This is a genomic window from Halomonas elongata DSM 2581 (assembly GCF_000196875.2).
GTDB lineage: Bacteria > Pseudomonadota > Gammaproteobacteria > Pseudomonadales > Halomonadaceae > Halomonas > Halomonas elongata.
On record NC_014532.2, the window covers coordinates 3,741,167 to 3,767,982 of the forward strand.

Sequence of the window (26,816 nt, forward strand, 5' to 3'; positions counted from 1 at the left end):
TCTATCGTGATGGGACTGGGCGCCTTAGTCCTTCCAGGCGCCGGTGATGGCAGAGACCGCGGACTTCCGCTCTTCGCCCTCTTTGTCATCCGCGGGAGGCTGGGCGGTGCTGGTCTGCGTACCGTCGGCAGCGATGTCGGACAGAGAAAGGCCCCGGTCCTGAGCGGCTCGGAACAACTTGAGGCCGGTCGCTTCCACGCTCGCGCCTTCATCGATGGCCGCCGCCACCTCCTTCTCGAAGCCCGGCGAAGCCAGTTCGAGAATGCCCTTACAGCGCGCACGCTCGGCCTCGGTGGCCTCGGTCTTGAGCTTGTCGGTATCGACCGCTTCGGGCTCGGCGATCTTGATCGACTTCGGGTCGGTGCCGGCCTCGATCGCAGCCTGCAGCTCGGCCGTGGTCTTAACAGTGGTCATGATGGTGCTCCTCGGTTGGCTGCTGGCGGATGTGCCGGCCAGCTCGGCGATGACGGATTCCAGGGAGCCAAGGCGGTCGGCCATGCCGGCCTCCACGGCGAGGGCGCCAGTGGCGACGCCTCCCTGACGGAACCGATCGTTGACCTCATCGCGTGGGAGGTCCCGGTTGCGGGCGACCTTGTCCAGGAACACGGCGGCCAACTCGTCGGTGCGCGCCTGCAACTGGGCACGGCCGGCCTCAGTCTCGGGGTCGGGCCGTTTGTTGGGTGCGTTGCTGGAAACGATCTCGTAGCTCTTCTCGCCAGGACGGTCCTCGCGCTTGCGCAGGCTGAGCACCACGCCAACGCTGCCCAGCTGGGCGGTGTCGTCGACGATCACCTCGTCGGCAGCACTGCCAACCCAGTAGAGCGCACTGGCCATCTGGCCGCCGGCATAGGCTTTGATCGGCTTCTGCCCTCGGGCGTTGTAGATCAGGTCGCTCAGTTCGTTGATGCCGGTCGCCTCACCGCCAGGACTGTCGATGTTGAGCACGATGCCCTGGATGCTCGGATCATCGAGTGCGGTCTGGATGTCCTTGACCAGCATCTCGGTGCTGACAGCGCCGCTGATCTCAGTGAACAGGTTGGCGTATCGGAACACCGGGCCTGTGATCGGGATCACGGCCACGCCATCGCGCACCGTCACATTGCGGGTGTTGTCCAGAGGTCGACCGAGGCGTGCCTCCAGGGCCTCGACATCACCCTGGCGATCGGCGACGGCAAGTAGGGTGTCCAGCGCCTCGGCGGTCATCAGCCAGGTACGACTGGCCGCCAGCTCGAAGGCGGTGCGGGGCATGGGCGTCTCCTACGAAAAGACCCGCCGAAGTGGCGGGTCAGTCGGTGTCATCATTCTCTCGATTGGGATCCGGCGGCTCAGGATCATGCACCTTGCCGCCGACATAGATCGGCACGCCGTTCTCCCGCTTCCAGCGGATCTCCCGGGCGCGGTCCTGGGCGACGTCGTGCCAGTCTTCACCGTGAAACGCCATGGTTTCCAGGTGCTCATTACTGGTGCCATTGGCGATACGTTCGGTTGCTGCCCTGGCGTCGACCTGCTCATTGAGCGAGCCCAGTGGCTCACCAATCCACAGCGCACGCACGTAGGCACGGCGCTTGGCTGGGTCGCGATAACCAGGCGCCTTGATGCGTCCGCTGGCCACCAGTTCATCCACCACCAGTTCATAGGCCGGCTGGCAGAACTGCACGGTCAGGTGGTGCCGGCGCTGCTTGATGAACTTCCAGAGCTGGTTGAAAGCAGCCCGAGCCGCGGTGTAACTAGTACTGAAGTGCATCATCAGCACTTCGGACGGCTGCTCCAGGGCGGCGCCAATCTCCTTGACGATGGCCATGAAGAACGGGTCGAACTGTGCGTTCGGCCGGTTTGGGCTGATCGATACCGGCTCTGCGCCTTCCTCGAGATCCCAGACGGCCCCCTCGCCCAGGGTCAGGTTGTCACCGTCGGATGTGTCGTCTTGATTCGAGGTGACGACCGGACGCTCGGGTTTGCTCGGGTCGTCACTCTGCTCATCCCACATCGTGGCACCGCCGAGACTCTGGTCACCCTCGGAAGCGTCGTGCTTGATAGCTACGGTGAACATCGCACTGATCACCGCCGCCGTCAGTTCCGCCTGGCTGAAGCGCTCGAGTTTCTGCAGTGCCTCGAGGATCGGGGCCAGATACGGAACACCACGTACCTGGCCCGGACGCCCCTTTTCGTTCATCAGGTGCAAGATGCGCCGACGCCCGGTGCGTTCACCGAATACCGGCACCCATGTCCAGTCCTGATCGGTGGTGTGGTCGCTGGGGTAACCGTCACAGATCCTGACGGCTGTCGGCCGACCGACCGAGTCAACGCGTATGCCGTCCACTTCATTGCGACGCTCCGGACCAGTGAGCGGCGACCCCACTCTTTCCGCCTCGACCAGCTGCAGCTTGGTACCGAAGAGCCCGCCGATTTGGCGCACATTGGGCGTCAGGCCAAAGACGTCGCCGCTGACCAGGGCGCTGATGAATGCCAGGCGTTGGAGCATGTAGAAATCCTGCCCAGCCTCGGCATCGCACTCAGCAGGATCCTCGGCCCACAGGCGAAAGCCCCGGGCCAACTCGTCGTTAAGCTGTGCGGTCTCTTCCTCGGTGAGCCCCAGGGCCTGGCCGTCGACATTCGGCCGGACGGTCAGGCCCATACCGACCACATTGGTGGCTGCGCGGTTGATGGCCGCACGCCCCAGCATGTGATTGCGGTAGGCATCACGGGAGCGACTGATCAGCGTTTCACGCTCGCCCGTCGGGGTATCCTGGCGCGGACTTCCGAGCCCCGGCAACCAGCTCATCATCGAGCGGAGCATGCGACTCGCGCCACGGTGTCGGGTTTCGCTGCCAGTGTTGGCACGAGGTGTCGGTGCCGTTTCAGCTAGTCGCCGCACCTCGTCACGAGCAGCCTGTTCACGCACATCGTTCAGGCTGCGCGACGGAAACAGTGACTTCAGCATGATCAAAACCCGATATAACGAACACGGCTACGACCACCCTTGCCACGGGCAGCAGCCTGTTCCTGGTTAGCGAGCTTGGCGTAGCGCTTTTCCATGTCGTACAGGGTGCTGAGGGTGGCGCGGGTATACTGCTTGTTCCCCAGCATCCAGCTCTGCGAACCGGCCAGGATCTGGTCGATGGCCTCGCGTACCTTGCGCAGGCGCTCGGTATAGGTCTCGGTGCTCATGCGCTGTGGTTCCTGTTCATTCGCCGCCGCCGCCGGCGACCAGACACACCGACCGGGGCCGCAGTCCCAGCCGGGGCATCAAAGAGTGTTGGTTGCGTCAGAGTCTGTTCGAGCGCATCCCAGTCACGCTCGCGCATCACGTGCGTCCGGCTGGAGCGTGCCGCGTGGAGCGCATAAACCTCGCAGTCCAGCGCCTCGTTGTGGACGCCGGATTTTTTCTGCCATACGCGCTTCCGCGGATTGCGTGGATGTGGCGCCTTGACCTCGGCGGTCAGCTGCTGCCAGTAATCGGCGCGAACGCTTCGGTACCAGTGCATCCGTCCAGGGCCTGAGCCATGCAAATGGATGCGGGCCTCGAGGATGAGGTCCTTGGCCTTGTGCGTACCGACGATGAACGGGCGAAGCCCGAACTTGTCGGCTTTGGTGTTGGCCCGGTTGGTGTCGTCGGAGATCTTCGGTCGACTGAAAATCTCGCGATTCTCACTGTTCACCGAGGCTCCCTTGACGGCCATGACCCCATGCCGCTGACGCGCGCGGACGTAGTGGTAGACGGAGTCACTGGTCTGCCCATCCGAGCTGTCGACGCCCACGGCCGCGACACGCAACGTGGCGCCGCTGTCGTGCTCGAACCCGGTAGTCAGCAGGCTGTCCAGCTCATTCCAGACCGGGTCGGCCTTGTCGATGGGATTGCCATAGAGCTCACCCCAGTAGACCAGCCAGCTCTCCTCGCCGCGTCCCCAAGCGCGAATGATCACCGCCAGACGATCGTGTTGGACGTCGACTCCGGCCGTGAGCAGCAACCCTCCACGCGGGACCGTCTTCTCGGCGTAGTCTTCGGCCCGATCCTGCAGCTCGTCGACCTCGGGCGTGTCCCCCTTGAACTCGTAGGGCAAGCCCATCGAGCTGTTGGTGAACACGATCAAGTCGCTGAAGTCGCCCTCGTCCGCCGCGTGCTTGGCCGACAGCCACTTCTCCATGAGTCGCGCGAAACGCGAGTCCGGGAAGGTACTGAGCAACTCATTCATGTAATAGCCGGCAATGCCCCGAAACTGGGCCATGGCCACCCATTCCCCGCGGCGCAGATTGGCGTTTTTCTGCTGATCGTTCCATTCGCCGCCGCAATGCGGGCACGCGTAGATGGTGCGCTCCGGTTGATAACTGCCGTACACCGGGTGCCGTTGGTCCGGGTCCGTCGGGCAGACCAGGTTGTCGAACGACAGTTCGTGGTGTTCGCCACAGTGATGGCACGGCACCATGCAGCGGCGTTGATCGCTATGCTGCATCTCGGCTTCGATCGACGAGATGCCGGCGATGGTCGGCGTGCCTCCGATGATGTACTTCTTCCGGCCTCGACCGTAGGTTTTCCCCCGTTCCTTGAGTAGCAGAATCGAGTCGCCTTGCCCTTTCAGGTTGAGGTTGCAGTCATCTGGCTCTTCGACGAAGCCTCGAGGACTCGGCGTCGACTTCACCGATGCCGGCGAGTTCGAGCCGACCAGCTTCAGAAAGCCGCCAGGGAACCGCTTGAACTGCTGGCGTTGCTGTAACTTGCGCGAACGCAGGTCGATCTTGTTGCGTAGCCGAGGTGTGGCCTCGACCATGGGTTCGAATTTCTCGGCGACGTATTCCTTGGCCGCCCCATCCTTGGGGAACAACCCGATAACCGGTGAAGGGTCGACGTCGATCCAGCGCCCCAGCGCATTACCCAGCACGCCGGATGTCCATGCCACCTGGGCTGATTTCTGGCAGCACACCTCTTCGACATTCGGGTCGTCCAGCGCTTCGAGCGGACCACCTGGGAGTGCCAACGCCGGCGTCACGTGGATGCTGTACTTGCCAGGCCTGGCCGTCTCGACCTCGCTCATCCAGCGATGCTTGTTCGCCCACTCCAGGGTGGTGATGTTCTCGGGCGGGGCAAACTGCCGAGCCAGATTACGAGTCCAGCGCTTCGCGTTCCTCTTCAAGCGTGCTCGCATCTTCGTCTCCAGACGGTTCGCCTGGCTCGATGTCATCGCTTGGGTCATAGTGGCTCAGTGTCGTCAGAGCGGCTTCGACGTGACGACGGATGATCGACACGTCGACCTCGTCGCCCATGATGGCGGTCAGTTCCGCCGCCAGTGCGTCGGGCATGTTGAACAGCATCTCGGCGCGCGCGGCCTCGACCATGGCGGCGTACTCAACATCCAGGTCTTCCGGCATGACCAGAACGGCATCTTCCTTGAGCATGTCGCGTTCGAGCTGGTCGCCACGCAAACGGTCCAGTCGATCCTTGGCCGACTCTCGGCTCGCCTCGGCCGCCCGAGCCAGCATCCACTCAATGGCCTCCCCGACGCTGTACCGGTTGCTACCGCCACGACCGGCAGAGTGCAGCACCGGCATCCCGTCCTTCTGCCAGTCGGTCAGCGACCGCTCGGAGATTCCGAGTATCTCGGCCAGGTTTCGCTTGTTGGCTTCATCGGGATAGCCAGCTTCACGCCAGTTGGTCATCGCCTGGCAGCAAGCCTGGAGCAGTTCCGATGCCGTCATGGGAGATCAACTCGCTGAAAAGTAAGGAAGCCTTGGCGAAAATTCAGCTGCACGAATTCTGCGCTGCTGCGGCCCCGTATAGGCCTGTCCCCTTCCCGGGAGGACCCGTGCCACGATCCGCGCCCGATGAGAGACCGCGCTCGACCCTGCAGCCAGCTGTAGATACGATTAGTTATCATCCATACGCTACGGAAGGCGCAACCTATGCAAGACGGCAACAAATTCGATCCCAGATCCTGGGTACTCTCCAATCTCAGCCTGATCGAACGAGCCTGGGAAGCCCAGTGGGCACTACGGCTGACTCAGGCCGTACTGTTCTTCGATATCGCGATGCGCCTAACCGGTTCACCCGGACTAGTGGACTGGAACTCATCTACACAGACCATCACAGGTCATCTCGGCTTCATCCTAATTACCTTCGCAGCCTTCACTCTCAGCATGTCCATCGTTGTTCCGATCACGATGCCAATCCTCGAGCTACTGCTTTTGATCCCAGGTATCAAATGGCTCTTCACCACCGATGATGAGACATACCATCGACCGGGACGGCCTTACCGATGTGTATCAATCAGCGATCTAGAGAACGAAGCCGGTCGCCGAAATGATCCAGCACTGTATGAGTTGGCCGAAGCGGAAAGCGAAAAACGCACATCACAATCCAGAGCTCAGTTCGGGTTGATAGTAACCCTGACCGGGACGCTGGTACTGACAACCCTTAACGCGTTTCCCTTCCTTATCACTATTCCAGGAGGCACGATCCTCAATGAGATGATGAATTACCTCGGTTATTACAAGGCCGGTTTCGTGATAGGAATTCTCATCGCTAGCATGCTTGGCATAATACTCAACACAATGATTAATCAACATCGCCAGCACTGGGTTCGACATCCGCAATTACATAAAGAACTTGAGGCTAAACGACGAGCCGAACTCGGGGAAGGACTTGCCTTCCGCAACCGATTCACCGAGCAATGAACCAGGGAACAACACGTTATTCTCTCTCAAGCTCGACACCCACCAACTCCACCACGGCAGCGCGGTCCGCGTTGGCCCGCCGCCGCAATGACTCATAGTCAGCGAGTAGCTGCAGCAGATCCCGATTGTGGGTCATCTCCGACCGGCTCGGGGCCGGCAGTGGCTCCACCAGATGCGGCGGCACCTCCGGCGTCACTATCACCGGAACCTTCACCGTCTTCGGCTGGGAGCCGGCGCAGCCACTCACGAGCAGCAGAAGGCACGAACTGATCAGCCCAATCAGCAGTCTCGGCATCGGTACGCTCCAGGTCTCGGGCTGCCTGCCGCATGAGGTCGACGATCTCGCCCTCACGCTGCAGCCGTTCATCGCGATCTCGCAGGGCAGCGGTCATCTGTTCCATCTGCCGCTTCTGCCACTGCTGGTGAGCCAGCAGGATCTCCGCCCGCTCCTGGGCGCGGGTCAGCTGCGCCTCGGTCTCGCTGAGTTGCGCGGCATACTGCCGGGCCTGCATGCCGGCATAGACCGCCACGCCGATCAGCACACCCAGCAGCCAAGGCGTGGCGCTACGGAGCAACGCAATCATTTGCGCCCCCGGAGCAAGAGCGTCTCGAGGATTGTCGCCGCATGGCCCCGAATCCACTCGGTACCGAGGAAGCCGACTGCTGCCCCAACGGTAACGGCCAGCTTCTGGTTCAACCCGAAATACTCCAGCACCGGCACCAGGGCCAGCGTCAGGCAGCCGCACAGCACGGCTTCGAGGATCGACTTGATGGGCTTGCCGCCGCCCTGCAGGCCACGCACCAAAGCCACAATGCACGCCATGCCGGCGGCATAGATCTGCGGCCAAACACTCGCCAACAGCCCGATCAGGGCCTGCCAGTTGTTGGGGTCCTTATCGGGGCCAGGCATATCGCCTCTCATACGTTTCATGGGCACCTCGCGGGCGACCCTGCGTCGTGGGTTATCTCTTATCGTCTCGAGCGTGCTCGGCGATGACCCGAGCCAGCCGGTCAGCCAACACCTCGCGATGCAGCATGTACTGTTGGAGATCGCCGGCGTTGGTGAGGAAGAACAGCTCGTGGATGATGCCGCCACCATCGCTGACGAAGGCCAGTCGGTGGTGCTGGCCGGCGTCCTCCGGCTTTGTTCCACGGCTGGCAATGCCGAGGACCGCAGCCGTTACCTCACAGAGCCGGCCTGCCAACGGATACGCCGAGCGACGCGACAGCGTCTCGGTACCGGTGGCCGCCGGGGTCGCGGCATTGCAGTGGAACTCGATGGCAATGTCAGCGCCGGCGGCGATCTTGACCGCCTCGCGCAACGGCAGGTTATCGCCGGCATCGCCATCGGTAAGATGCCGGATGCCCTGGCGGGCCAGCGCCTGGCTCAACAGGTCGCGGAACTCCAGGACGATCTCCGCCTCGGTCACGCCGCGGGCAACGGCACCGGGATCGGTGTCACTATGGCCCGCACTGATCATCACGGTATGCGCCTGCGGCGCCGTTTTCGGTACAGCCGCAACCTCAGTGACCCAGCCCATGCAACACCTCCAGATAAGTGCCGCCCGAAGGCGGCGCCGCCCACCACGGCGGGAGTAACTCGGTGCGTCAGAGGCGCCCAAACGAAAGCGCCCCAGCGCGAGGCCGGGGCGAATGCAGGGTGCTTCAGGTGAGAGAGACCAATCAGGCGCAACTATCTGACGGTAGCTATATGGTGGGCGACGAGTGCGGTGGCAACAAGCGGGTGGTAATGCCAACGCCGCAATACGCAGGGAGAACGACCGCAGGTCGCCTTAATACGATGTGTTCATGCGCGGGTTTGCTTCCTCAGTTGATCGCCCAGCACCGACTGCAACGCTTCATGCAGGCGGTCCAGCCGGTCATAGTACGTCCGGCGAGCGATCCCAAGCCGACGCGCCTTCTCATCGCTGTACCCATTCCAACGGTAGTGCTCATGGGCCAGCACCTGGTGGCGGTCATCGAGCTGCTGGAGGGCCTGTTCGATCTGCCACGCCAACTCGTCCATCTCGCCCAGGTTGAGCGGGTCGCGGCTGCCCTTCGGGCCGCTCGAGCGTGGCGGAATGCCCCCGAACTCGACCATCTTGCCAATAGGCGAGCACTGGCGCATACCCTGCCCTCGATGCTGGTCGGCCCAGTGCTTCAGCAGCTCGTCCATTCTCGCAATCATGTGGTGTGCTCCTTTCGTGGTGGTCAGGCCTGGTGGGCGGCCTCTGTCGGAACGTCTGACGGTCTGTCGGAATATCTGTCTGATTAATTTCCTATTATCTTTCAGATAGTTACTTCATTATTCAGACAGTCAGACAGAATATATAAGGGGTTAGTCGTGTGCGTACGCGCGCGCATGGGCTACTGGGAAAATCAGCGTCGGACTGTCGGAAACCGCGTGGTTGAGGCAATCCTGCGTCTGAAAGTCCGTCTGATGGTCTGTCTGACTGTCGGACTCACTGGCGAGCGCCCTCGTCGGATTTCAGCTCGAGCTTGAAACGGAAGGTCCTCGCCTGCTCGGCCGCATGGTCAGGCCAGCCTGCCTTGCCAATCCGGTCAGCCTGCTCAGGGGGCACGAACAGCCGAGTCGTCTTGAACTCACCGTTCGTCGCTGGGTATCGAATGTCTCGTCGATCGCGCATCAGATCTCGAGCCACTTCATCGCAGAACCATCGCTGCTTGGTCTTGAACTCATTGGTATTCTCGCACCATCGCAGGAAGGCCTTCCACAGGTCGGCCACCGCCACCACCCCATAGGGCAGCCCCAGGTCACCCGCTCGCCACTCATGGACGAAGAACCGTGCAGGTGACAAGCTCGAATCGATCAGGCGCTGCTTGGCGTCCGACAACGGCGGCTTGGTATGCGGCTTGTAGTCGGCCAGGTCGAGGTCCAGAAGGTAGCGGTAGAAGCATTCCACGCCGCCCTGGTCGATCTCCTCGGCCAAGGCCTCGAAGTACTCCGGTGGCGGCACGTCCTCCACATGGAGCACGAAGTAGCGTCGGTCGCCCAGGTCCAGCTCCAGAGGGACGGTCGAGTTGGAGAGGAACACGAAGTTCACATGGTTGCGCTCGCTGCGCAGAGGCATGTTCTTCTCGTTGATCTGCAACTCCTCCCCGGTCACCACATGCTTGAGCACGCCCTTGTAGTGGGCCTTCTCCGCCCGGCTGACCACCTCCTCGGCCAGGGCGAACAGTCGGCGCGACTGCCAGCCCGTGAACTGGCTCTCCAACTGGGCCTGGCCGATCGTGATGCCGTACTCGCCATAGATGCGCTTGAGGATGCCCTCGAACAGCAGCGACTTACCGGTGCCCTCCGAGCCGTGAACCAGTACCGCCGTGGCCATCTTCGTACCCGGTTTCTGCAGCGGCAGGGCCATCCACTTCAGCAGCCAGAAGAACTCCTCTTGCCGGTACCCGCAAAGCCGCCACACATGGCCGAGGATCCGCTCGCAGCCTGCCCGGCCCCTGGCGTCTGGCTCCATCTTGAAGCCATCGTAGAGGTTCACCGACAGCCGTGGGTCCACCGTCTCGGCGGGATCGAACACCACCTCCTCGGCGATCATCCGCCACGGGTGGTCCTGCCACTCCTTGAATGTCTCGCGACCGACTGCCTCTCGAACGTGCGGCACGCGGATCAACTTCCGCCGCAGCCCATCCCATATCAGGTCGGTGCCATAGATCAGCCGGAAGTGGTTGAGCATGTCCTCCTTGCGGACACGAACTCCATAGGGGCTATCCTCCCCTTCCCCCTCCGGCGGGTGTGGGAGCGCGCTGGGGTCATCCTCAACCTGGTCACCGCACGCCCGGGAGGGGGCCACGGGGAGGGCCGCATCATTGGCTGCCTGGAGAGACGCATTGATCCTGTCACGCACGGCATCCAGCCCTTGCGCGACATGCAGGTCATTAAAATCCATCAGGCTGCCTCCGTGCGCTCAGTCGTCGGGAACACCGCCACGGCACCCAGCGCCTCGGCCACCTGCTCGGCCTTGCGCCGGCCGGGATTGTTGGCCACCTCCGGGTCATCATCCCCGCAGATCACCAGTTGAGCATCCGGGTACAGATTGCGCAGCAGCGCCGCCACCCGAGCCAGGTTGCCGGCATCCAGTGCCACGGCCACCGGCCAGCCCATCGCCGCGTGAATGCTCGCCGCTGTGGCATAACCTTCGGCCACACCGATCAATGGCGCGCCCTCCGGCTCGCCGAGCATGTGCCATAGCCCAGCCTTGCGGCCGTACTTAGGGAACAACTTGGTGCCGTTTTCCTTGATGACCTGCAGCGAGTGCACCGTCCCCTCGACATCGCGCAGCGGGATGATCAGGTCGCTCTGCTGGATGCGCAGGAACGACACGTGATCCGGCCGAGGCTTGGGCAGCTCATCGAAGAAGCGCTTCACTTCCTCGCCGGCCCATACGTTGGTCATCTGAGCCCGGTCGTCGATGCTGATCACCAGCGCGCAGCGCGGGAACCACACGCCGTGCGCCCCCACCTGCTTGTGCTCTAGGTAGGGCGAACGTCCCTGGTCGCGGCAGTGGTGCTGCAGCACATGCCGGCAGGCCATGCCCACCGCCCGCTGCATCGCCGCCCGGCGTTCTTCGTCGGCCTCGATCTCGGCCTCGCGCGCCTTGCGCCGTTCCTCCGCTTCGGCCTTGAGCCGCCGGCGATCCTCGGCACTCATCTCGCGGCGCTCACGCTGCCAACCACCGGCCTGCGCGAGTTTTATGATGGTCCCCAGGCGCACATGGCCGGGTGTCAGGCTGCGCCATACGCTCTTCGCATCCGCTGCCTTGTAGCTCTCCGCCTGCTGACTCCACTCGTCCCAGGCCGCGAAACCGTCGTCGCCATATTCCGTCTTGCAGGCGTTGCCCACATTGACCCAGGTCTCACGATCGTCAGCAGGGATGTACTGCAGGGCCAGGCGGAGCTCGTCGAATGTCAGGGGATCATGCTGCATGGCGCACCTCCTGGCCCATCAAACGATACCCATCTTGCGCTACGCAGCCGGCCGGACCTTCGCCACCATGTCCTTCGCCGCATCGACGTGCAGCCACGTCGCCTCGCCATCTTCCACGACAGTGGTTTCGGCATTGGTCAACACCAGGCACCCACCTGGAATGCTGTCCAGATCCGCGACCGATGGCGATCGACCGTCCCACTCGCCGACGACATAGCTCAAGCGATAAAGACGGGTCAGCGGCTCCACCAGCCTGGATTTGCCCGATCCTTGTTCGCCATACACAATCAGAACGCTCATCGCTATTACCTCCATCGCTCATCGAAAGGAGACCGGCATGCTGGCCGATACTCTGCGTCAAACTCACTTCCCCTACTGCATGCAGCGCCAAGGAGATGGCCGTTACGTCATCACCAACCGCAACTACAAGCCGCTTGGCTTCATGACCGGACAGTTCGTCAGCTACGAGGACCACCCGATCAGCGTCAGCGTCAAGAACCTGACGCCCGAGGTTGCCAGCCAGCTCGACCATCGCGGCCGCGACAACCTGGACGCCATCTACCTCTACGGCGACGGCAACAACCCGGAGCTGGGCAATGCAGAGGCACAGGCGTACTTCGAGCGACTGGGCATCCTGATGTCGCTGGAAATTGAAGAAGACTGAATTCATCGACGCCCCTCCCTGATGGTCTGGCAGGCAACGCACGTCGCCACGCCCGGCAGCCGTTCACGACGGGCGGCGGGGATTTCCTCGCCGCAGTCCTCGCATTCGGTCGGGCCCTGCTGCGTGGCAACCTGAGCGGCTGCCGCCTGGCGGGCGGCCAGCGCCTGATCCATCCGCCAATCGATGTAATCCTGGGCAATATCGGCTTTATCCATCGTCTTCATCCCCCACGTTGACCGCCGCCGCTTCCAGGGCCAGCACCGCCTGCATCAGCTGGCGAGCCCTCTTGCGCAGCTCGGCGCGCTCACGGTCGTCGACGATCCCGTCTCGTGTCGTCTCGCACACGCTGCCGAGCATCTCGCCCAGCTGGTCGTGCAGCACGCCAATCAACTGGATCAGGTCGAAAGACGACTCGCCATGGCAATCATCGGGGCGGATCCAGATCGCGCCCCCAGCCACTTCGCCGACGGAGTCGAGGATTCGATCATCCTGGGTAGCTCCGAGCACAGCCTCGAACGAATCCAGGTCGATCCGGTGCGGCTCATGGGTGGGGCTCAAGCGATGCTGCAGGGTGGTGGGATTAAGGCCAAACAGCGCGGCAATGGCCTTGGCACCGCCGGGATACTCCCGCGCGGCATGGTAGAGAGACAGGTTGAGCGGTAGAACCTCGCGCTGGGCGCGATCTACCGACGAGGGCCAGCGTTTCGACATGGCGTTACTCCCGTATCGTTGCCATGCGCCACGCTTGCCAATGCGTTATCATGCCAAGCGTGCCACATGTGGTGTGCGCACACGCAGAGAGGGCCTGTGGTGGGCATAACCTCTCTGCACCCGCCGGGGAGACGTCTGTGGTGGGCAGATCCCCGGCACCCGCAGGCCGCCGTTTAGGCGGCCTGTTCTTTAAGCTCTTCTGGCGGTACGCCGTAATGGCGAAGCACGTCCAGAAGAGAGACGCGCCCTTCACTAGCTGCAGCCAGACGGCGCATATATCGAAGTGACGCCGGCTTACGAGCGCACAACACATGCACCCGCAAGTAACCAACAGTGGTCCCTGCCCGTTCAGCAAACTGCTCAAGCGGGAGGGAGCCATCAGCCAAGGGCTGATCCAACTCGCGCAGGTATTCGGCAAGTTTCATTGCGGCCTCTCAAATACCAACATGGTATTAACAAACCAATACCTAGATACTCGTTTACCATACGGGTAATGTCAAGGATGCTTTGCGCATGGACATTACGACGACCCGCCGCCAGCGCGTGCAAGCCATCATCAAGGAGCGCAATCTTACCTTGAAGGCCTTCGCTGACCTCATCGACCGCAGCCAAGGCCAGGTCAGCGCCATAGCAGGCGCTTCAGCTCACAAAGGGATAGGCAACAGCCTAGCCCGGCATATTGAGCTATGCCTGAACTTGCCCAACGGCTTCCTCGATCACCCCCTGCACGACGAGAACGCCTCCGTTGTAACTACAACAACGAGACGCCTTCCCGTTCTTGGGCAGGCATCAGCCGGGAGGGTCATGGAGAATATTCAAGAAGCAGAAATCGCTGAGTATGTGCTAGCACCAGGCCCGACCGGGCCAAATGCATTTGCCCTCAGAATCGAGGGTATCAGCATGGAACCTCGATTCAGAGAGGGCGATAAGATCGTAATTGACCCGGATCTGGAGTGGAAAAGCGGCGATTTCGTCTATGCCATGAAACAAGAAGAAAACAGCGGGACGTTCAAGCAACTTCGTTGCGAAGGTGAACACATGTACCTTTGCGCAACAAATGAAAGTTTCGAGCCTCGCTACACTAGGATAAATGGAGAGTGGACAATCGTAGGGAAGGCCCGATGGAGGGTCGAAGATCTATAAAAACAAGGGGATAAAAATGAGGGGAATCGATACCCACATCAAAGAAGTCCTTGACGACACCGCCCAAAGAATAGAGGAATCACCGGAACTAAATTGTGCTGTTATTGCCTATGTCGGCCCAATTCATCCACAAATCATAGACACCTTCATAAGCAAAATAGAGCAGGTAAGACATAGGATCGATCAGCAGGAAGGTCACCCTAATCCACGTCGCCTAGCAATCATGTTAACTACTGGCGGCGGCGTAGTTGAAGTGATTGAAAAGATGGTGCAGGTAACTAGGCGCCACTTTGACGAAGTCTTTTTCATTGTCCCCATGCAGGCTATGTCTGCTGGTACTATATGGTGTATGTCTGGGGACAAGATTTTTATGGATTACACATCATCATTGGGCCCTATCGACCCACAGGTTCAAAACCCAGAGGGACAATTCGTCCCAGCTCTAGGGTATATCGATAAAGTCAATGAGATCATTGATAAGCCACAAGGAACAATCAGTGACGCCGAGGCCATGATGATCAACAGGCTTGACCTTGCCACACTGCGAAGGTACGAGCAGGCTCGAGACCTCTCTATTACCCTTTTAAAAGAATGGCTTGTACAATACAAATTCAAGGACTGGACACATCATCGCACCCACAACCAAGGTAAGCCCGTCACCCATGATGAAAAGATCGAGCGAGCGAGCCAGATAGCTCAGGATCTAAGCAATAATAATATATGGCATTCACATGGACGAATGATCAGTATTGACACATTACGTGACAAGCTCCATCTTGAGATCGAAGACTACACGGACCATACTAACCTGCGCGAGCACCTCAAGAGCTACGCGGGCTTGCTTGTTGAATACATAAACAATACAAATCAAGCATTTATCGTACACTCCACCACTGCAGGAGCCTCGTCATGAAGACTCTCGATGAAAGGGTCTATGAACGGATGAACCAAGAGATGGACTCTAGGGGCGAGCAGAATGCACGCAGAATCAGCCAATTGGGGGAACGGTTCGCTCGAATGGAGCAACAAGGACTCGTCACAAAAGACCGTTACGAAGCTAGCACTCCCACGGCCTTGACCCCCATGACACGCACCTGAGAGCTCAGGTCACAAAAGTGCGGCTATTAGGGCCGCATTTTTTTACCTCCAAATAATACCCAAAAGGTATTGACAAAATACCATTTAGGTACGAACCTTTTGCCATACCCGCCCACCACGGAGTATGGCAATGCACACCACGACCACCACCCCTTGCCGGGTGTACTTGCACCCGGCCGCGGTCTTCGGACCCATCTCCCTGCGTGCCATCGAGCACGTCACCGGCCGTAAAGCCGTCATCGACGACACCGGCTGGAAAGTCCAACTGATCCCACGCGCGGCACACGCCCAGCAGAAGCAGGGAGGTGCCGCATGATGACCACATCCCAGGAACGCGCCCTGCGTCGCCTGCTCAAGGTCGGCGGCAAGCAACAGTTCGCCGGTTTCCTCGCCCCGATCACGGTCCACGTCGAGCGCGCCGATCCGGCCGGTACCGGCAAGGATGTGGCCCAGGCCAGCATCACCGAAGGCGATTTCCTCGTCTGCCGCTTCCACCGCTGGAGCGCCCGCGACCTCTATCCGCTGCTCGCCGACCGGCTCGACGACCGAGTCATGGGAGGTGCGGCATGAGCATGACGTCCCTCGGCACACCGATAACGTCCGGCGTCACCAGCAGCCTGCAGGATTCAGGCCTGACAATCGCCCACCGGGTGGCCATTGCTCGCATCCAGGACCTCGCGCTCGATGTCAGCCTGCAGACCGACCATCACGTGGTCGCCATGTACTACGGCAACACCCACGAATTCAACGTGGCGGTGTTCTCCGACGCCCGACGCGAGGATGGCACCTACCACACCATCTATCGCGAGTTCGTCTATCTGCCGCCTCGGGCGCGCCAGGCCGATGGTGACGCCCTGAAGAGGCTCGGGCTCATCGTCGTCCACCTGCAGGAGCTGCTGGCCAGGTGACCTATGACCCGATTTACAGATCCAGCCGCTGCCATCGCTGAGGCGGAGTTTCTCGCCGCACAGACCGACCAGCCCCAGGCCATCGTCCGCGATGGGGATGGGATGCAGGTGATGGGCTACAACGATGCCTGGCTCCAACGCCTGGATGTCATCGAGACCGTGACCCCGACATGGGAGGACATCGAATGACCCGCTACACCCTCAAACAAGCCGCCGCCCTGCTCGGCACCGGCCGCACCACCCTGTGCCGCGAGCTGCGCGAGATGGGCATGCTCGACAGCCACAACCTCGGCACCCGGCAGCACACCAGCGCCGGTCGCCTGATCGTCGAGCTGCGCACCTACGAACATGTCGGCCTGGGCCAGCCCCGGCCCTACGGCAAGACGTTCGTGACTGAGCGCGGGCTGCTCTATATCGCCAACCGCCTGGGCCGCGATGTCGTCACCCACCGGGAGGCCGCCAACGATGCGCAGGCCTGAGTCGACGAGCATGCCGGCCTGGCTCGATGACGCCGAGCCGGTCAGTACCGCCGCCCTGCTCTACCGCGAGTTCGGCGACGTGCTGATTCCCATCGAGGCCGTGCGGCAGCGCTATTTCCGCAATCGCAAGGCTGAACGTTTCCGCCGCGCCCTGCGCGAGGGGGAGATCCCTCTCCCTGTAGTGAAGCTGGACAGCAGTTACAAGGGGCAGGGCTTTATCTGCCTCTACCAGCTGGCCGCCTACATCGAGCACCAAGCCCGCCAGGCAGCCGCCCGGCGCGAGGTCATGATCACCACCTCGGACAGCGACCGTCGCCTGCGCGACCGCCTGATCGACGCGGTACCACTCACCGATTCCCGTCCGGCAACCGCCGGGGAATGACCGGCCCAAAGGGCCAACCACCACCACGAAGAGGACGCACACCATGGCAGACCAACCCACCACCGACATCAACGCCCTGCTCGACGACCTCGATGCCGGCGTATTCCGCGAGAAGCTGGGCCGCGCCCTGACTGACGTCGCCGCCGGCGTCGTCCAGCACGGCAAGGCCGGCGACGTGACGATCAAGCTCTCGCTGAAACAGATCGCCGACAGCCGCCAGGTCAACTGCGACCACAAGCTGACCTACACCCAACCCACGGCCAAGGGCAAGAAGAGCGAGGAGAACACCACCTCCACCCCGCTCTATGTCGGTCGCGGCGGCACGCTGAGCCTGTTTCCCGAGGAACAGGGCAAGTTCGATTTCGCCCAGCCGCAGGGCACCACCCAGGGCGCGTAAGCGCCCTATTCCACCACCAACCAACGCACACCACATAGGAACTGACACATGGAAGCTCAAGCACTCGAAAGAATCGTCGCCCTCGCCCACGCCAGCCAGATCGGCAACCCGGGCACCGACGTGCCGACCATGCTCGTGCCGAACGGCTACTCGCTGGAATCCCTCGAGGCATTCCAGGACCATCCCACCCACTTCCGAGGCACCTATTCGACAAGTTCGATCGAGGACTACGCCGCCTACGTCAATCACGAAGTCGGCGCCCAGGTGTTCGTCGACACCGACGATATGGACGCCGAGGCGTTTTTCGACCTGGGCGATGCCGACAGCCCCGGCCACGGCAAGCACCGCGCCCGACTGAAACTCCAACGGACCGCGCCGTATACCGCCTGCCTGCAGGCACACGACCGCGCCTTTGGACAGAAAGAACTCGCTCACTGGATCGAGGACTGGCACGCCCACATCACCGGCGAGAGCACCTCGGGCAAGGATCTGACACCCAAGCAGTTGGCCACCATGGTCCGTCGCATCGAGGTGGAGGCCAGCAGCGAGCGCACCCACGAAGAAGGCGATTGGAACACGCAAAGCTCCGGCCTCGACGCCCTAGACGCCCGCACCGGCGAAGACACCCCGGCGTTCATCCGCTTCGCCTGCATGCCCTATGAAGGCTTGAGCTTGCGCACCTTCGACCTGCGCATGTCGATCCTCACCGACGACAGCAAGCCGCGCCTCAAGCTGCGCATCACCGGCCTCGAGGGCATCCAGGAAGAGATCGCCAAGGAGTTCAAGCAGGTGCTCGAGCAACAGATCGACCTGGGCGCGACCCGCGTGTTGCTCGGCAACTTCCGCAAGGGCTAAGCCCGAACCCACCAACACCCCGCCGCTGCCCACCACGGCGGCGGGGCTGACCACCACGCACGGGAGCACACCACATGCACAATCACCAGCTACTCGACCACCCGCTGTTCGAGGAACAGCCACTGCGCGACATCCTCGAACCCTTCGGCTTCGAAGTCAGCATCAAGCTGACCGAACCCCCTATCGATCCGGTCTACGACGTTCCCGAGGCCATCGACGCTTATGCGAACGATCCCACCGCCTACATCGACCGGCTCACCTTCGAACACCCCAGTGGATTCACCGAGATTGACCGGAGCGAAAACGACGACGGCGACATCTACAGCGTGGCCGTGCGCGCCAAGACGGTATTCGCCCAACTGCTGCTCTGCGCCGACTCGAGCTTTGCACAGGAAATGAGGCCTCACGCTCGCTCCTATGCCGACGTCTATCGCGAGCGCATGCGGCAGCTCTCGACCGAGAGCTGGTCACGGGAGCATGACGATACCCACGATGGCGGCGAGCTATCCGCAGCAGCCGGCTGCTACGCCTTTGCTGCGTGCCGACAACTGATCGGCGTGGACGTTGATGGCGCGCGGCAAAGCTGGCCATGGGAGGCGCATTGGTGGAAACCCTCCGATGGCCCTCGCCGCAACCTGGTCAAAGCCGGCGCCCTGATCCTCGCCGAGATCGAACGCCTCGACCGCGCCGCCGAACTGCCGGTAGATGAATCCTGCAGTGCATGTGGCTCAGTACCGGGCCAGTTCCATAGCCCTGAATGCCCAGCGACCAACGCGTTCACTGCCGGCCGCATCCCGAATGACGAGGGTCAGGGAGGTGAGGCATGAGTGTCCAGATAACCTTGCGTAACACTCATCAACTCACTCTCGACGACCTGGTGGGCTTGGTGCCGACTAGCCCTGCAGCCGTGGAGCTGGCTGAGCTACGCGCCCGACCGCTGCCCTGCACCGTGGAATCATTCACGGCTTTGGACTCAATGGCTGAGGGCACGGCTTTGGTGCCTCGCGAAATCACCGCTGAGACCGGGCATAAAGCAGGGATGATTGGCGACTTCCACGAGACCATCACGCTGGAGTGCCTGCCCTGCGAGGGAGAGGGATGCGAATCCTGCCATGGCCCTGGCCAGCACCGGTGCCACATACCGGTCAGCTGGTCCACCATCAAGGCGATCCACCGCAAAGTGGTCGAGATCGCGGAGGGCTGCCAATGACCACCAACCCTCCCTCCGATCTCGCCTGGCGCACCCAGTTCGCCCTCGAATTCGAGGGCGAGATCAACGTCGACCTGTTCGCCGGCGGCGGTGGTGCCTCCACCGGCCTAGAGATGGGCCTCAATCGACCGGTACACGTGGCCATCAACCATGATGCCGACGCAATCAGCATGCACCAGGCCAACCACCCGGGTGCAGACCACTACTTGAGCGACGTCTACGAGGTCGACCCGCTCGCAGCATGCCAGGGCCGACCGGTCGGCCATTTCCACGCCAGCCCCGACTGCACACATTTCACCCAGGCGAGCGGTGGCCAGCCCCGCAAGCAAGCGATTCGCTCACTCAGCTGGGTGGTGCACAAGTGGGCCGGCAAGATTCGGCCACGGGTCATTACCTTGGAGAATGTCGAACAGATCCTCCAGTGGTCCCCGTTGGTCGCCAAGCGCTGCAAACAGACTGGCCGTGTCGTGAAGATCGATAGGACTGTCGCCGCTCCAGGAGAGCGAGTCCCGCTCGAGGAACAGTTCCTGGTACCGGATCGCCGGCGGCGCGGCCACAACTGGCAGCATTTCGTGGCTGGCCTGCGCCGCCTCGGCTATGCCGTGCAGTGGCGCACCTTGCGTGCATGCGACTACGGCGCGCCCACCACCCGCGAGCGCCTGTTTCTGATCGCTCGTTGCGACGGCCGCCCGATCGTCTGGCCCGAGCCTACCCATCACAAGCACCCCAAGCGCGGGCAGAAGCGTTGGCGGGCGGCTGCCGAGTGCATTGACTGGTCGATCCCTACTCGCTCGATCTTCGACCGGCCCCGCCCGCTAGCAGACAACACCCTGCGGCGTATCGCCAAGGGCATCCAGAAGTTTGTGATCGACAGCGGCGACCCTCTCATCGTGCCGATCGCCAACTACGGCGGTACCGCCGACGCCGTCCATCCGATCGACGAACCTCTGCGTACCGTCACCGCCTCACCCAAGGGCGGCGCATTTGCCCTGGCCAGCGCGACCCTGGTGCAAACCGGCTATGGCGAACGGCCCGGCCAGTCACCCCGAGCACTGGACATTCGCCAGCCCCTCGGCACAGTGGTCGCCGGCGGCGGCAAACACGCCCTCGTCACCGCCTTCATGGCCCAGATGAACGGCGGCTTCTACGACGGCGCCGGCCGCGACCTACGCGACCCGCTCAGCACTATCACCGGACGTGGCACCCAGCAGCAGCTGGTCACCGCCCACCTCGCCACTCTGCGCCGCAACTCCCACGGCGCCGACATCCGCGGGCCGCTGACCACCATCGCCGCCCAGGGCGGCCACCACGCCTTGGTCGAGTGCCGTCTCTCACCCGATGACGAGGCCGGAGCGCTGCGCGTCGCCGCGTTCCTGATCAACTACTACGGCAAGGGTCAGCCGCGCGACCTGCGCGAACCGCTCGACACCATTACCACGCGGGACCGCCTGGCCCTGGTGACCGTCACGATCCAAGGCACACCCTATGTGATCGTCGACATCGCCCTGCGCATGCTCAAGCCGCGCGAGCTCTACCGTGCCCAGGGCTTCCCCGACAGCTACATCATCGACCGTGGCCACGATGGTCGCCGCTTCACCCTCACAGCTCAGACCCGCATGTGCGGCAACAGCGTCAGCCCATTGCCCATGGCCGCCATCGCCCGGGCGAATCGGGTGGATCACCCCGCAGTCAGCCGCCGGGCGGCCAACGACGAGACACGGGAGGCATCATGATTCTGTACGCACTCGGATTCGCCTCGGGCGTGATCTCCACACTTGTTTTCGTAGCAATCCTCATCGCCAAGGGTGCGAAGGACCTGAACCATCGGGGCGAGGACGCGCATTCCTACGATCCCGAAGCTGGCATTAACCAGCGCGAGGTGCCAAGCCAAACGACATCCAAGGTGGTACCACAGGAGGATCGCAATGCTCCCCGTTGACCACGTCACAATCGAGCGATTCGCCGAGTTGACTGGCTACACGGCTGGGGCAGTGCGCTCGAAGATCCGCGACGGAAAATGGCGCGAAGGCCATGAATTCATCAAGGCCCCGGACGGCCGGGTGCTCATATCACTGGAGGGATACGCACGGTGGGTAACCAGCGGAGCAACCACGAAGGGGTCCGGATCGCTTCGGCCAGCACTATCGAGATCGACTTCTACTACCAGGGAGTCCGCTGCCGCGAACGCCTCAAGCTCCAGCCCACCCCCGCTAACCTGAAGAAAGCGGCGCGCCACCGCGCCGCCGTCATCGACGCGATCGAGGCCGGCCACTTCGACTACCAGGTGACATTCCCGCGCAGCAAGAACGCCCGCAAGTTCCTGCGCGGGGATCGACTGGACCACTACCTGCGCAGCTGGCTCGACGCCAAGAAACCGACGCTCAAGGCCAGCACCTACCGCGACTACCGCAAGACGATCGAGGGCCAACTGATCCCCGAGTTCGGCCACCTGCTACTGGCCGAGTTGAAGCGTGGCCACGTCCGCGACTGGGCGGCGACGCTCGCCTGCTCGAACAAGCGCATCGCCAACCTGGTCAGCCCGCTGCGTGCCGCCCTCGACGACGCCATGCACGACGAGCTGATCCACGCCAACCCACTGGCCGGCTGGCACTACCGAAAGCAGGAGGACCCACGGGAACGCGACGAACTCGACCCCTTCACCGCCGACGAGCAAGCCGCGATCCTTGCCGCCTGCCCGGACGCCGGCCAGCCGCTGCTGCAGTTCGCATTCTGGACCGGACTGCGCACCTCGGAGCTGGTCGCCCTGGAGTGGGGCGACATTGACTGGCGTCGCAAGCGACTCAAGGTCAGCCGTGCCATTACCCAGGCCTCCAAGGGCCAGGCCGAAGGCCCGAAGACCACCGCCGGCGCACGCACCATCGACCTGCTACCTCGAGCGATCGAGGCCCTCAAGGCCCAGAAAGCGCAGAGTTACTTGCACCCAAGCAGCCGCGTATTCCTCAATCCGCGCACCGGCGACCCATGGACCGGCGACCAGGCCATACGCAAGACCTTGTGGGCCCACGCCCTCAAGCGTGCCGGCGTGCGGTACCGCCGCCCATACCAGACCCGGCACACCTACGCATCGATGATGGTAAGCGCCGGCGAGCCACTCGCCTGGGTATCGCGACAAATGGGCCACACCAGCGTCGTCACCACCGCGCGGATCTACGCGCAGTGGATCCCTAATGCGCATGGCGCCGCTGGAGCCAAAGCAGACGAACTGTATGGGGAAAACCGTATGGCTATGCCTTACGTCGTGAGTGCTTACTTTTCCTAGGAGGCTTATTTGGTGCCTCGTGCTTCCACCAAGATGGGCGTTTCGTAGGCTCAACCCCAGAAATTTTACTAATCTCAGCGACAACGTCAAAGGATCTTACATTGTCTACGTGCTCTTTTAACCCGGCAGTGCAATTTTGCCACATAGGATCAAGAACAAAGTCTATACCATGAGTTCTGGCAAGCTTTGCCGCAGGAACAAAGTCGGAGTCCCCAGCCACCAAGACAATAACATCAGCATGGCCACCTAGTGCTATGGTGGTTATGTCCATCCCGAGTTTAAGGTCAACAGCTTTTTGAGAGAATTGGTAATGAAAATCTTCATTCCCAAGATCCTCCCATCTTCGGCGACCTTTCAGAAGATCCTGCAGAACATCAGCATTCAACTGCCACCCAGCCCCGTCTGAGAGCTCTCCCATTCGCAGAGCTACTTTCCGCATCGACCGCAGCTTTTCATGAAATTCTTGACGAAGCACATAAGGCGGGTGCTTCTTGAAATTTTTTGTTCCTGGAGTCTTGTTCCCAGGCTCTGGCAAAGGATACCTTTTCTGTTCCAAGAAGGGTGGACAATCGTAAAAGTATGTTCTGTAGAGCTCGCGTTGAGGCGTTTTTTGGGTTGATTCAGAAATGTGTTTTATAGTGGCTGAATGAACTAGCTTGCTCAGATGCTCTGAATTCAGAATGAGGGCATCCCCAAAAAACTTTCTAACAAAGTGTTCAACCCGCTGAATGAAAAATCCCCCATCAATCAGAACAGCCGTGCGCTTCATTGACCCACCAAAGAATGAATAGATAACAAAAAGGCCCAGGACAGCTGATCAGGACTTAAAATCTCCTGTGAGCTGTGCTGAGCCGGTATAGACAAACACTAGCTTTGCTCAAACATTTTGTCAACCACTGGCTTCGCCATTCTCGCAACAGAGGGAACGCCATAGTCAATATTTGGTCACACATCAATATAACCCATTGATTTTTTTGCATATACTGCGGGTTCGATTCCCGCCGCCTCCACCAGACACCCCGCAAAAACAGCCACCTACGGGTGGCTGTTTTTGTTTTAGTAATTCCCCTGACGAGACGCGCGACTCCCTCCTAAACTGAAGTGGACATGATCACCGAACGAAGGAGTTCGCCATGTTTCAGTCAATCCTGGTGCCCCTGGATGGATCAGAACACTCCCAGATGGCATTGCGTGTTGCCTGCCAGCTAACCCCGCAAACGGGGGCGCGCGTCATTCTCCTGCACGTTCCCGAACCGCTGGAGCACGAGCCGCTACTGGTCTGGGGCATTGGCGCCGTCCCCATGGGCTCTACCATGGAAGAGCGGGAAAAGGTCGGACAGTCGTTGCTCGACAAGGCCGTCGAAGAGGCCCGTTCCTATGGGCTGGATCCGGATGCCATCACGACCAAGCTCGCCCAAGGTGACCCTCGACAGCTGATCCTGGCCACGGCCAAGGAACAGAATGTCGACGCCATCGTCATGGGTAGCCGAGGCCTGAGCGAGCTCAAGGGGTTGATCGTCGGCAGCATTGCCCACCGCGTCAGCCACGCCGCGGATTGCCGGGTGATCACCGTCTACTGAATCATCAGCCACGGAGCCGGAAAAGCACGAACGCTTTTCCGGCGGCTGCCGCCGCGCTTCCCCTGCCCCGCGCACTCGACAAGCGCCGCGTAGACGCGGCTCACTCCCCGGCGATATCGCGCAGGATGGCGCACAAGTGGCGGACGGGCTCGCTGAGTGCCTCGTTCTTGCGCGTCAGGATACCGAACGGGGAGAGTGTCTTGCCGACCGAGATCGGCAGCGCCTTGATCAGCCCGATTTCGAGATAGTCGCGCAACACCGATTCGGGCATCACCAGCACGCCATCGCTGCGCTTGACCAACTGCAAGGCCGCAAAGATCGACCCGCATTCGATGATATCGCGCGGCGACATCAGGCCCGCCAGCTCGAACTCCTTCTCCAGAACCTGTCGCGCCGGACTCTCCAGCGGCTGCAGGATCCAGGGCCAGGCTTCCAGCAGCGTCGCCAGCGACAACGATGCCTCATCGGCCAGGGGATGGTCGCGACGCACCACGGCCAGCATCGTCTCGTTGCCCAGTGACTCGAAGTCGAACTGGTTATGCTGGAGCGCGGTCACGTAGCGAGCGATGGCGATATCGATCTTGTTCTGGGCCAGCAGCTCCACGAGCTGATCGCTGGTCTCGCCCAGCAATCGTACCTGCAGCAGCGGACGCTGACGCTTCATTTCGATCACTGCCTCCGCCACCAGATCGGGCGCCGCTCCCATGATCGCCCCCAGTACCAGTTGGCCTTGATCGCCCAGTTGATGCCGATGCAGGGACTCGGCGCAGCGGTCCAGGCGGTTCAGCGCGCCATGGGCGAACTCGATCAGCACCTCTCCCAGGCGCGTCGGCTGTACACCGCGCGTGGTGCGCTCGAAGAGCCGGCATTCGAAGGTCGCCTCGATTTCACGCAGCATGCGCGTCGCCGCCGGCTGCGACATGTTCAGAGCCCTCGCCACCTGGTGCAGGTTGCGATGCTCATCGAGTAACGCGATCAACAGCAAGTGCTTGTAACGCAGCCGGTTGAGCAGCGCCGCGTGACGCATCGACTCCGACATGACACCTCTCTTTATTCCTGACACCCGAGCCCACGATAACGGGAAGCTATTTCGTTACGCCCCATTCGACATTGGTCTAATCAAGCTCCATCCCTCCAGTTTCAAGGACTCCCCGAAGAGCCCATGAAGCCTCGTCTCCACGAAAACTGATAATGAAAAAGTATCACACGGGACGAGCTCTGCATTAGCCAGCCGCCGCTATCGCGCGTATCTATTTCCCCACACCTTTTTCATTCGTCATCCATTGAAGGGACAGCATCATGCCGATGCCCACCATCAAGCACATCCGTGCCTATACCGTCCGCGGCGGCGGCGCCGACTACCACGACCAGGGCGACGGCCACTGGATCGATGGCCAGATATCGACGCCGATGAGCAAGTACCCCGAGTACCGCATGACGCGCAAGAGCTTCGGGCTGAATGTGCTCGGCACCCTGGTGGTCGAGGTCGAGGCCAGCGACGGGACCACCGGCTTCGCGGTGACCACCGCCGGCGAGATCGGCGCCTTCATCGTCGAGAAGCACCTGGCACGCTTCGTCGAGGGCCAGCGCGTCACCGACATCGAGCGCATCTGGGACCAGATGTTCAATGCGACCCTCTTCTACGGTCGCAAGGGCGTGGTGCTCAACACCATCTCCGGCGTCGACCTCGCGCTCTGGGACCTGCTGGGCAAGATCCGCCAGGAGCCGGTTCACGCCATGCTCGGCGGCCCGGTACGTGACGAGCTGACCTTCTACGCGACCGGAGCACGACCCGACCTGGCCAAGCAGATGGGGTTCATCGGCGGCAAGATGCCACTCAAGCACGGGCCGGCCGAAGGCGATGCCGGGCTCGAGAAGAACCTCGCCCAGCTCTCCGACATGCGCGAGCGCGTCGGCAACGACTTCTGGCTGATGTTCGACTGCTGGATGAGCCTCGACGTCAACTACGCCACGCGTCTCGCCCAAGGGGCCCGCGAGTTCGATCTCAAGTGGATCGAAGAGGCCCTGCCACCCGACGACTACTGGGGCTACGCCGAACTCAAGCGCAACGTGCCGACCGGCATGCTGGTCAACACCGGCGAACACGAGGCGACCCGCTGGGGCTTTCGCATGCTGATGGAGATGGCGTGCTGCGACGTCATCCAGCCCGACGTCGGCTGGTGCGGAGGCGTTACCGAGCTGATCAAGATCTCGGCGCTTGCCGATGCCCACAACAAGCTGGTGGTGCCGCACGGCTCCTCGGTCTACAGCTACCACTTCGTCGTCACGCGCCACAACAGCCCGTTCGCCGAGTTCCTGATGATGGCGCCCGAGGCCGATGAAGTGGTGCCGATGTTCAACCCGCTGCTGCTCGACGAGCCGGTGCCGGAAAACGGCCGCATGCGCACCTCCCGGCTCGACGCCCCCGGCTTCGGCGTACGCCTGAATCCTGAGAGCCAGCTGGCACGTCCCTACGAGCACTGATC

The 26,816-nt window shown here is 61.8% G+C and carries 36 protein-coding genes; 19 read left to right on the plus strand and 17 right to left on the minus strand.

The features are described 5' to 3' along the window. Positions 1–24 precede the first annotated feature (24 nt). The 5 genes from HELO_RS17500 to HELO_RS17520 are packed head-to-tail and all read right to left on the minus strand — an operon-like array spanning position 25 to position 5,691. A complete protein-coding gene (locus HELO_RS17500) occupies positions 25–1,248 on the minus strand; it encodes a S49 family peptidase (protein WP_013333939.1) in 1,224 nt (407 codons plus the stop codon). Between the two features lie 37 nt (positions 1,249–1,285). Then, positions 1,286–2,941 (minus strand): phage portal protein, encoded by a 1,656-nt coding sequence (locus HELO_RS17505; protein WP_013333940.1) that lies wholly within the window; start codon positions 2,939–2,941, stop codon positions 1,286–1,288. 2 nt (positions 2,942–2,943) lie between these two features. Further along, complete coding sequence (locus HELO_RS17510; protein ID WP_013333941.1) at positions 2,944–3,168, minus strand: hypothetical protein; 225 nt, start codon at positions 3,166–3,168, stop codon at positions 2,944–2,946. Next, entirely contained in the window at positions 3,165–5,141 is a 1,977-nt protein-coding gene (locus HELO_RS17515; RefSeq protein WP_013333942.1) for a phage terminase large subunit family protein, read from the minus strand. Before HELO_RS17515 ends, HELO_RS17510 begins: the two co-directional genes overlap by 4 nt. Continuing rightward, positions 5,098–5,691 (minus strand): terminase small subunit, encoded by a 594-nt coding sequence (locus HELO_RS17520; RefSeq protein WP_013333943.1) that lies wholly within the window; start codon positions 5,689–5,691, stop codon positions 5,098–5,100. The genes HELO_RS17515 and HELO_RS17520 overlap by 44 nt, the downstream gene beginning before the upstream one ends. Positions 5,692–5,895: 204 nt before the next feature. Here HELO_RS17520 and HELO_RS17525 point away from each other — a divergent pair, with 204 nt between their 5' ends. After that, entirely contained in the window at positions 5,896–6,666 is a 771-nt protein-coding gene (locus tag HELO_RS17525) for a hypothetical protein (RefSeq protein WP_041602252.1), read from the plus strand. 98 nt (positions 6,667–6,764) lie between these two features. Here the strand turns inward: HELO_RS17525 and HELO_RS17530 are convergent, their stop codons facing one another. The 7 genes from HELO_RS17530 to HELO_RS17560 form a co-directional block, all read right to left on the minus strand. Next, positions 6,765–7,250 (minus strand): hypothetical protein, encoded by a 486-nt coding sequence (locus tag HELO_RS17530; protein ID WP_013333944.1) that lies wholly within the window; start codon positions 7,248–7,250, stop codon positions 6,765–6,767. Then, positions 7,247–7,576 (minus strand): phage holin, lambda family, encoded by a 330-nt coding sequence (locus HELO_RS19240; RefSeq protein WP_041602253.1) that lies wholly within the window; start codon positions 7,574–7,576, stop codon positions 7,247–7,249. The genes HELO_RS17530 and HELO_RS19240 overlap by 4 nt, the downstream gene beginning before the upstream one ends. Before the next feature lie 52 nt (positions 7,577–7,628). After that, on the minus strand, positions 7,629–8,207 hold the full coding sequence (locus HELO_RS17540) for an N-acetylmuramoyl-L-alanine amidase (protein WP_013333946.1): 579 nt from the start codon (positions 8,205–8,207) through the stop codon (positions 7,629–7,631). 266 nt (positions 8,208–8,473) lie between these two features. After that, a complete protein-coding gene (locus HELO_RS17545; protein WP_013333947.1) occupies positions 8,474–8,854 on the minus strand; it encodes a hypothetical protein in 381 nt (126 codons plus the stop codon). 274 nt (positions 8,855–9,128) lie between these two features. Continuing rightward, positions 9,129–10,586: a primase-helicase family protein gene (locus HELO_RS17550; protein WP_013333948.1), complete on the minus strand. Its 1,458-nt coding sequence runs from the start codon at positions 10,584–10,586 to the stop codon at positions 9,129–9,131. Next, positions 10,586–11,623, minus strand: coding sequence for a PriCT-2 domain-containing protein (locus tag HELO_RS17555; protein ID WP_013333949.1), 1,038 nt, complete (start codon positions 11,621–11,623; stop codon positions 10,586–10,588). The genes HELO_RS17550 and HELO_RS17555 overlap by 1 nt, the downstream gene beginning before the upstream one ends. Positions 11,624–11,662: 39 nt before the next feature. Then, complete coding sequence (locus HELO_RS17560) at positions 11,663–11,923, minus strand: hypothetical protein (protein ID WP_041602254.1); 261 nt, start codon at positions 11,921–11,923, stop codon at positions 11,663–11,665. 37 nt (positions 11,924–11,960) lie between these two features. Between HELO_RS17560 and HELO_RS17565 the strand changes: the two genes are divergently transcribed. After that, positions 11,961–12,287 (plus strand): hypothetical protein, encoded by a 327-nt coding sequence (locus tag HELO_RS17565; RefSeq protein WP_013333950.1) that lies wholly within the window; start codon positions 11,961–11,963, stop codon positions 12,285–12,287. Positions 12,288–12,289: 2 nt separating this feature from the next. Here HELO_RS17565 and HELO_RS17570 read toward each other — a convergent pair whose 3' ends face one another. From HELO_RS17570 to HELO_RS19245, 3 genes are all read right to left on the minus strand, one after another. After that, the gene (locus HELO_RS17570; protein WP_049786255.1) at positions 12,290–12,502 is read right to left on the minus strand and encodes a TraR/DksA C4-type zinc finger protein; all 213 of its coding nucleotides are present in this window, start codon (positions 12,500–12,502) and stop codon (positions 12,290–12,292) included. Then, on the minus strand, positions 12,495–12,998 hold the full coding sequence (locus HELO_RS17575; protein WP_013333951.1) for a phage regulatory CII family protein: 504 nt from the start codon (positions 12,996–12,998) through the stop codon (positions 12,495–12,497). Before HELO_RS17575 ends, HELO_RS17570 begins: the two co-directional genes overlap by 8 nt. Before the next feature lie 173 nt (positions 12,999–13,171). Next, positions 13,172–13,423: a hypothetical protein gene (locus HELO_RS19245; RefSeq protein ID WP_157953436.1), complete on the minus strand. Its 252-nt coding sequence runs from the start codon at positions 13,421–13,423 to the stop codon at positions 13,172–13,174. 88 nt (positions 13,424–13,511) lie between these two features. Between HELO_RS19245 and HELO_RS17580 the strand changes: the two genes are divergently transcribed. From HELO_RS17580 to HELO_RS17655, 15 genes are all read left to right on the plus strand, one after another. Then, positions 13,512–14,141, plus strand: a complete 630-nt coding sequence (locus HELO_RS17580; RefSeq protein ID WP_041602256.1) for a LexA family protein — start codon at positions 13,512–13,514, stop codon at positions 14,139–14,141. Positions 14,142–14,157: 16 nt separating this feature from the next. Then, complete coding sequence (locus tag HELO_RS17585; RefSeq protein WP_041602257.1) at positions 14,158–15,054, plus strand: SDH family Clp fold serine proteinase; 897 nt, start codon at positions 14,158–14,160, stop codon at positions 15,052–15,054. A 315-nt stretch (positions 15,055–15,369) separates the two neighbouring features. Beyond that, complete coding sequence (locus tag HELO_RS17595) at positions 15,370–15,555, plus strand: hypothetical protein (protein WP_041602259.1); 186 nt, start codon at positions 15,370–15,372, stop codon at positions 15,553–15,555. After that, the gene (locus HELO_RS17600; RefSeq protein WP_013333952.1) at positions 15,552–15,809 is read left to right on the plus strand and encodes a hypothetical protein; all 258 of its coding nucleotides are present in this window, start codon (positions 15,552–15,554) and stop codon (positions 15,807–15,809) included. Before HELO_RS17595 ends, HELO_RS17600 begins: the two co-directional genes overlap by 4 nt. Continuing rightward, a complete protein-coding gene (locus tag HELO_RS17605; RefSeq protein WP_013333953.1) occupies positions 15,806–16,147 on the plus strand; it encodes a hypothetical protein in 342 nt (113 codons plus the stop codon). Before HELO_RS17600 ends, HELO_RS17605 begins: the two co-directional genes overlap by 4 nt. A gap of 3 nt (positions 16,148–16,150) precedes the next feature. Beyond that, on the plus strand, positions 16,151–16,336 hold the full coding sequence (locus HELO_RS17610) for a hypothetical protein (RefSeq protein ID WP_013333954.1): 186 nt from the start codon (positions 16,151–16,153) through the stop codon (positions 16,334–16,336). Beyond that, positions 16,333–16,626 carry a phage antirepressor KilAC domain-containing protein gene (locus HELO_RS17615; protein WP_013333955.1) on the plus strand — a complete coding sequence of 98 codons (294 nt, stop codon included), beginning with the start codon at positions 16,333–16,335 and terminating at the stop codon, positions 16,624–16,626. The genes HELO_RS17610 and HELO_RS17615 overlap by 4 nt, the downstream gene beginning before the upstream one ends. Continuing rightward, positions 16,613–17,008: a pyocin activator PrtN family protein gene (locus tag HELO_RS17620; protein ID WP_013333956.1), complete on the plus strand. Its 396-nt coding sequence runs from the start codon at positions 16,613–16,615 to the stop codon at positions 17,006–17,008. Before HELO_RS17615 ends, HELO_RS17620 begins: the two co-directional genes overlap by 14 nt. Positions 17,009–17,051: 43 nt before the next feature. After that, entirely contained in the window at positions 17,052–17,405 is a 354-nt protein-coding gene (locus tag HELO_RS17625) for a hypothetical protein (protein WP_013333957.1), read from the plus strand. 48 nt (positions 17,406–17,453) lie between these two features. Beyond that, positions 17,454–18,260, plus strand: coding sequence for a YfdQ family protein (locus HELO_RS17630; protein WP_013333958.1), 807 nt, complete (start codon positions 17,454–17,456; stop codon positions 18,258–18,260). 74 nt (positions 18,261–18,334) lie between these two features. Beyond that, on the plus strand, positions 18,335–19,087 hold the full coding sequence (locus HELO_RS19305) for a hypothetical protein (protein WP_013333959.1): 753 nt from the start codon (positions 18,335–18,337) through the stop codon (positions 19,085–19,087). Continuing rightward, positions 19,084–19,470, plus strand: a complete 387-nt coding sequence (locus HELO_RS17640; protein ID WP_049786256.1) for a hypothetical protein — start codon at positions 19,084–19,086, stop codon at positions 19,468–19,470. Before HELO_RS19305 ends, HELO_RS17640 begins: the two co-directional genes overlap by 4 nt. Next, positions 19,467–21,203, plus strand: a complete 1,737-nt coding sequence (locus HELO_RS17645; protein WP_109637550.1) for a DNA cytosine methyltransferase — start codon at positions 19,467–19,469, stop codon at positions 21,201–21,203. Before HELO_RS17640 ends, HELO_RS17645 begins: the two co-directional genes overlap by 4 nt. Then, complete coding sequence (locus HELO_RS17650) at positions 21,200–21,409, plus strand: hypothetical protein (protein ID WP_041602263.1); 210 nt, start codon at positions 21,200–21,202, stop codon at positions 21,407–21,409. The genes HELO_RS17645 and HELO_RS17650 overlap by 4 nt, the downstream gene beginning before the upstream one ends. Before the next feature lie 150 nt (positions 21,410–21,559). Next, positions 21,560–22,750: a site-specific integrase gene (locus HELO_RS17655; RefSeq protein WP_013333961.1), complete on the plus strand. Its 1,191-nt coding sequence runs from the start codon at positions 21,560–21,562 to the stop codon at positions 22,748–22,750. Here HELO_RS17655 and HELO_RS17660 read toward each other — a convergent pair. Continuing rightward, on the minus strand, positions 22,716–23,519 hold the full coding sequence (locus tag HELO_RS17660; protein ID WP_109637552.1) for an NYN domain-containing protein: 804 nt from the start codon (positions 23,517–23,519) through the stop codon (positions 22,716–22,718). The genes HELO_RS17655 and HELO_RS17660 overlap by 35 nt on opposite strands. A 364-nt stretch (positions 23,520–23,883) precedes the next feature. On the opposite strand from HELO_RS17660, the gene HELO_RS17665 reads away from it, so the two are divergent. Continuing rightward, positions 23,884–24,330, plus strand: coding sequence for a universal stress protein (locus HELO_RS17665; protein WP_013333962.1), 447 nt, complete (start codon positions 23,884–23,886; stop codon positions 24,328–24,330). 100 nt (positions 24,331–24,430) lie between these two features. On the opposite strand, the gene HELO_RS17670 is transcribed toward HELO_RS17665, so the two are convergent. Beyond that, positions 24,431–25,369: a LysR family transcriptional regulator gene (locus HELO_RS17670; protein ID WP_013333963.1), complete on the minus strand. Its 939-nt coding sequence runs from the start codon at positions 25,367–25,369 to the stop codon at positions 24,431–24,433. Between the two features lie 260 nt (positions 25,370–25,629). Between HELO_RS17670 and rhmD the strand changes: the two genes are divergently transcribed. Then, on the plus strand, positions 25,630–26,814 hold the full coding sequence (gene rhmD / locus HELO_RS17675) for an L-rhamnonate dehydratase (RefSeq protein WP_013333964.1): 1,185 nt from the start codon (positions 25,630–25,632) through the stop codon (positions 26,812–26,814). The last annotated feature ends 2 nt before the right edge of the window (positions 26,815–26,816 follow it).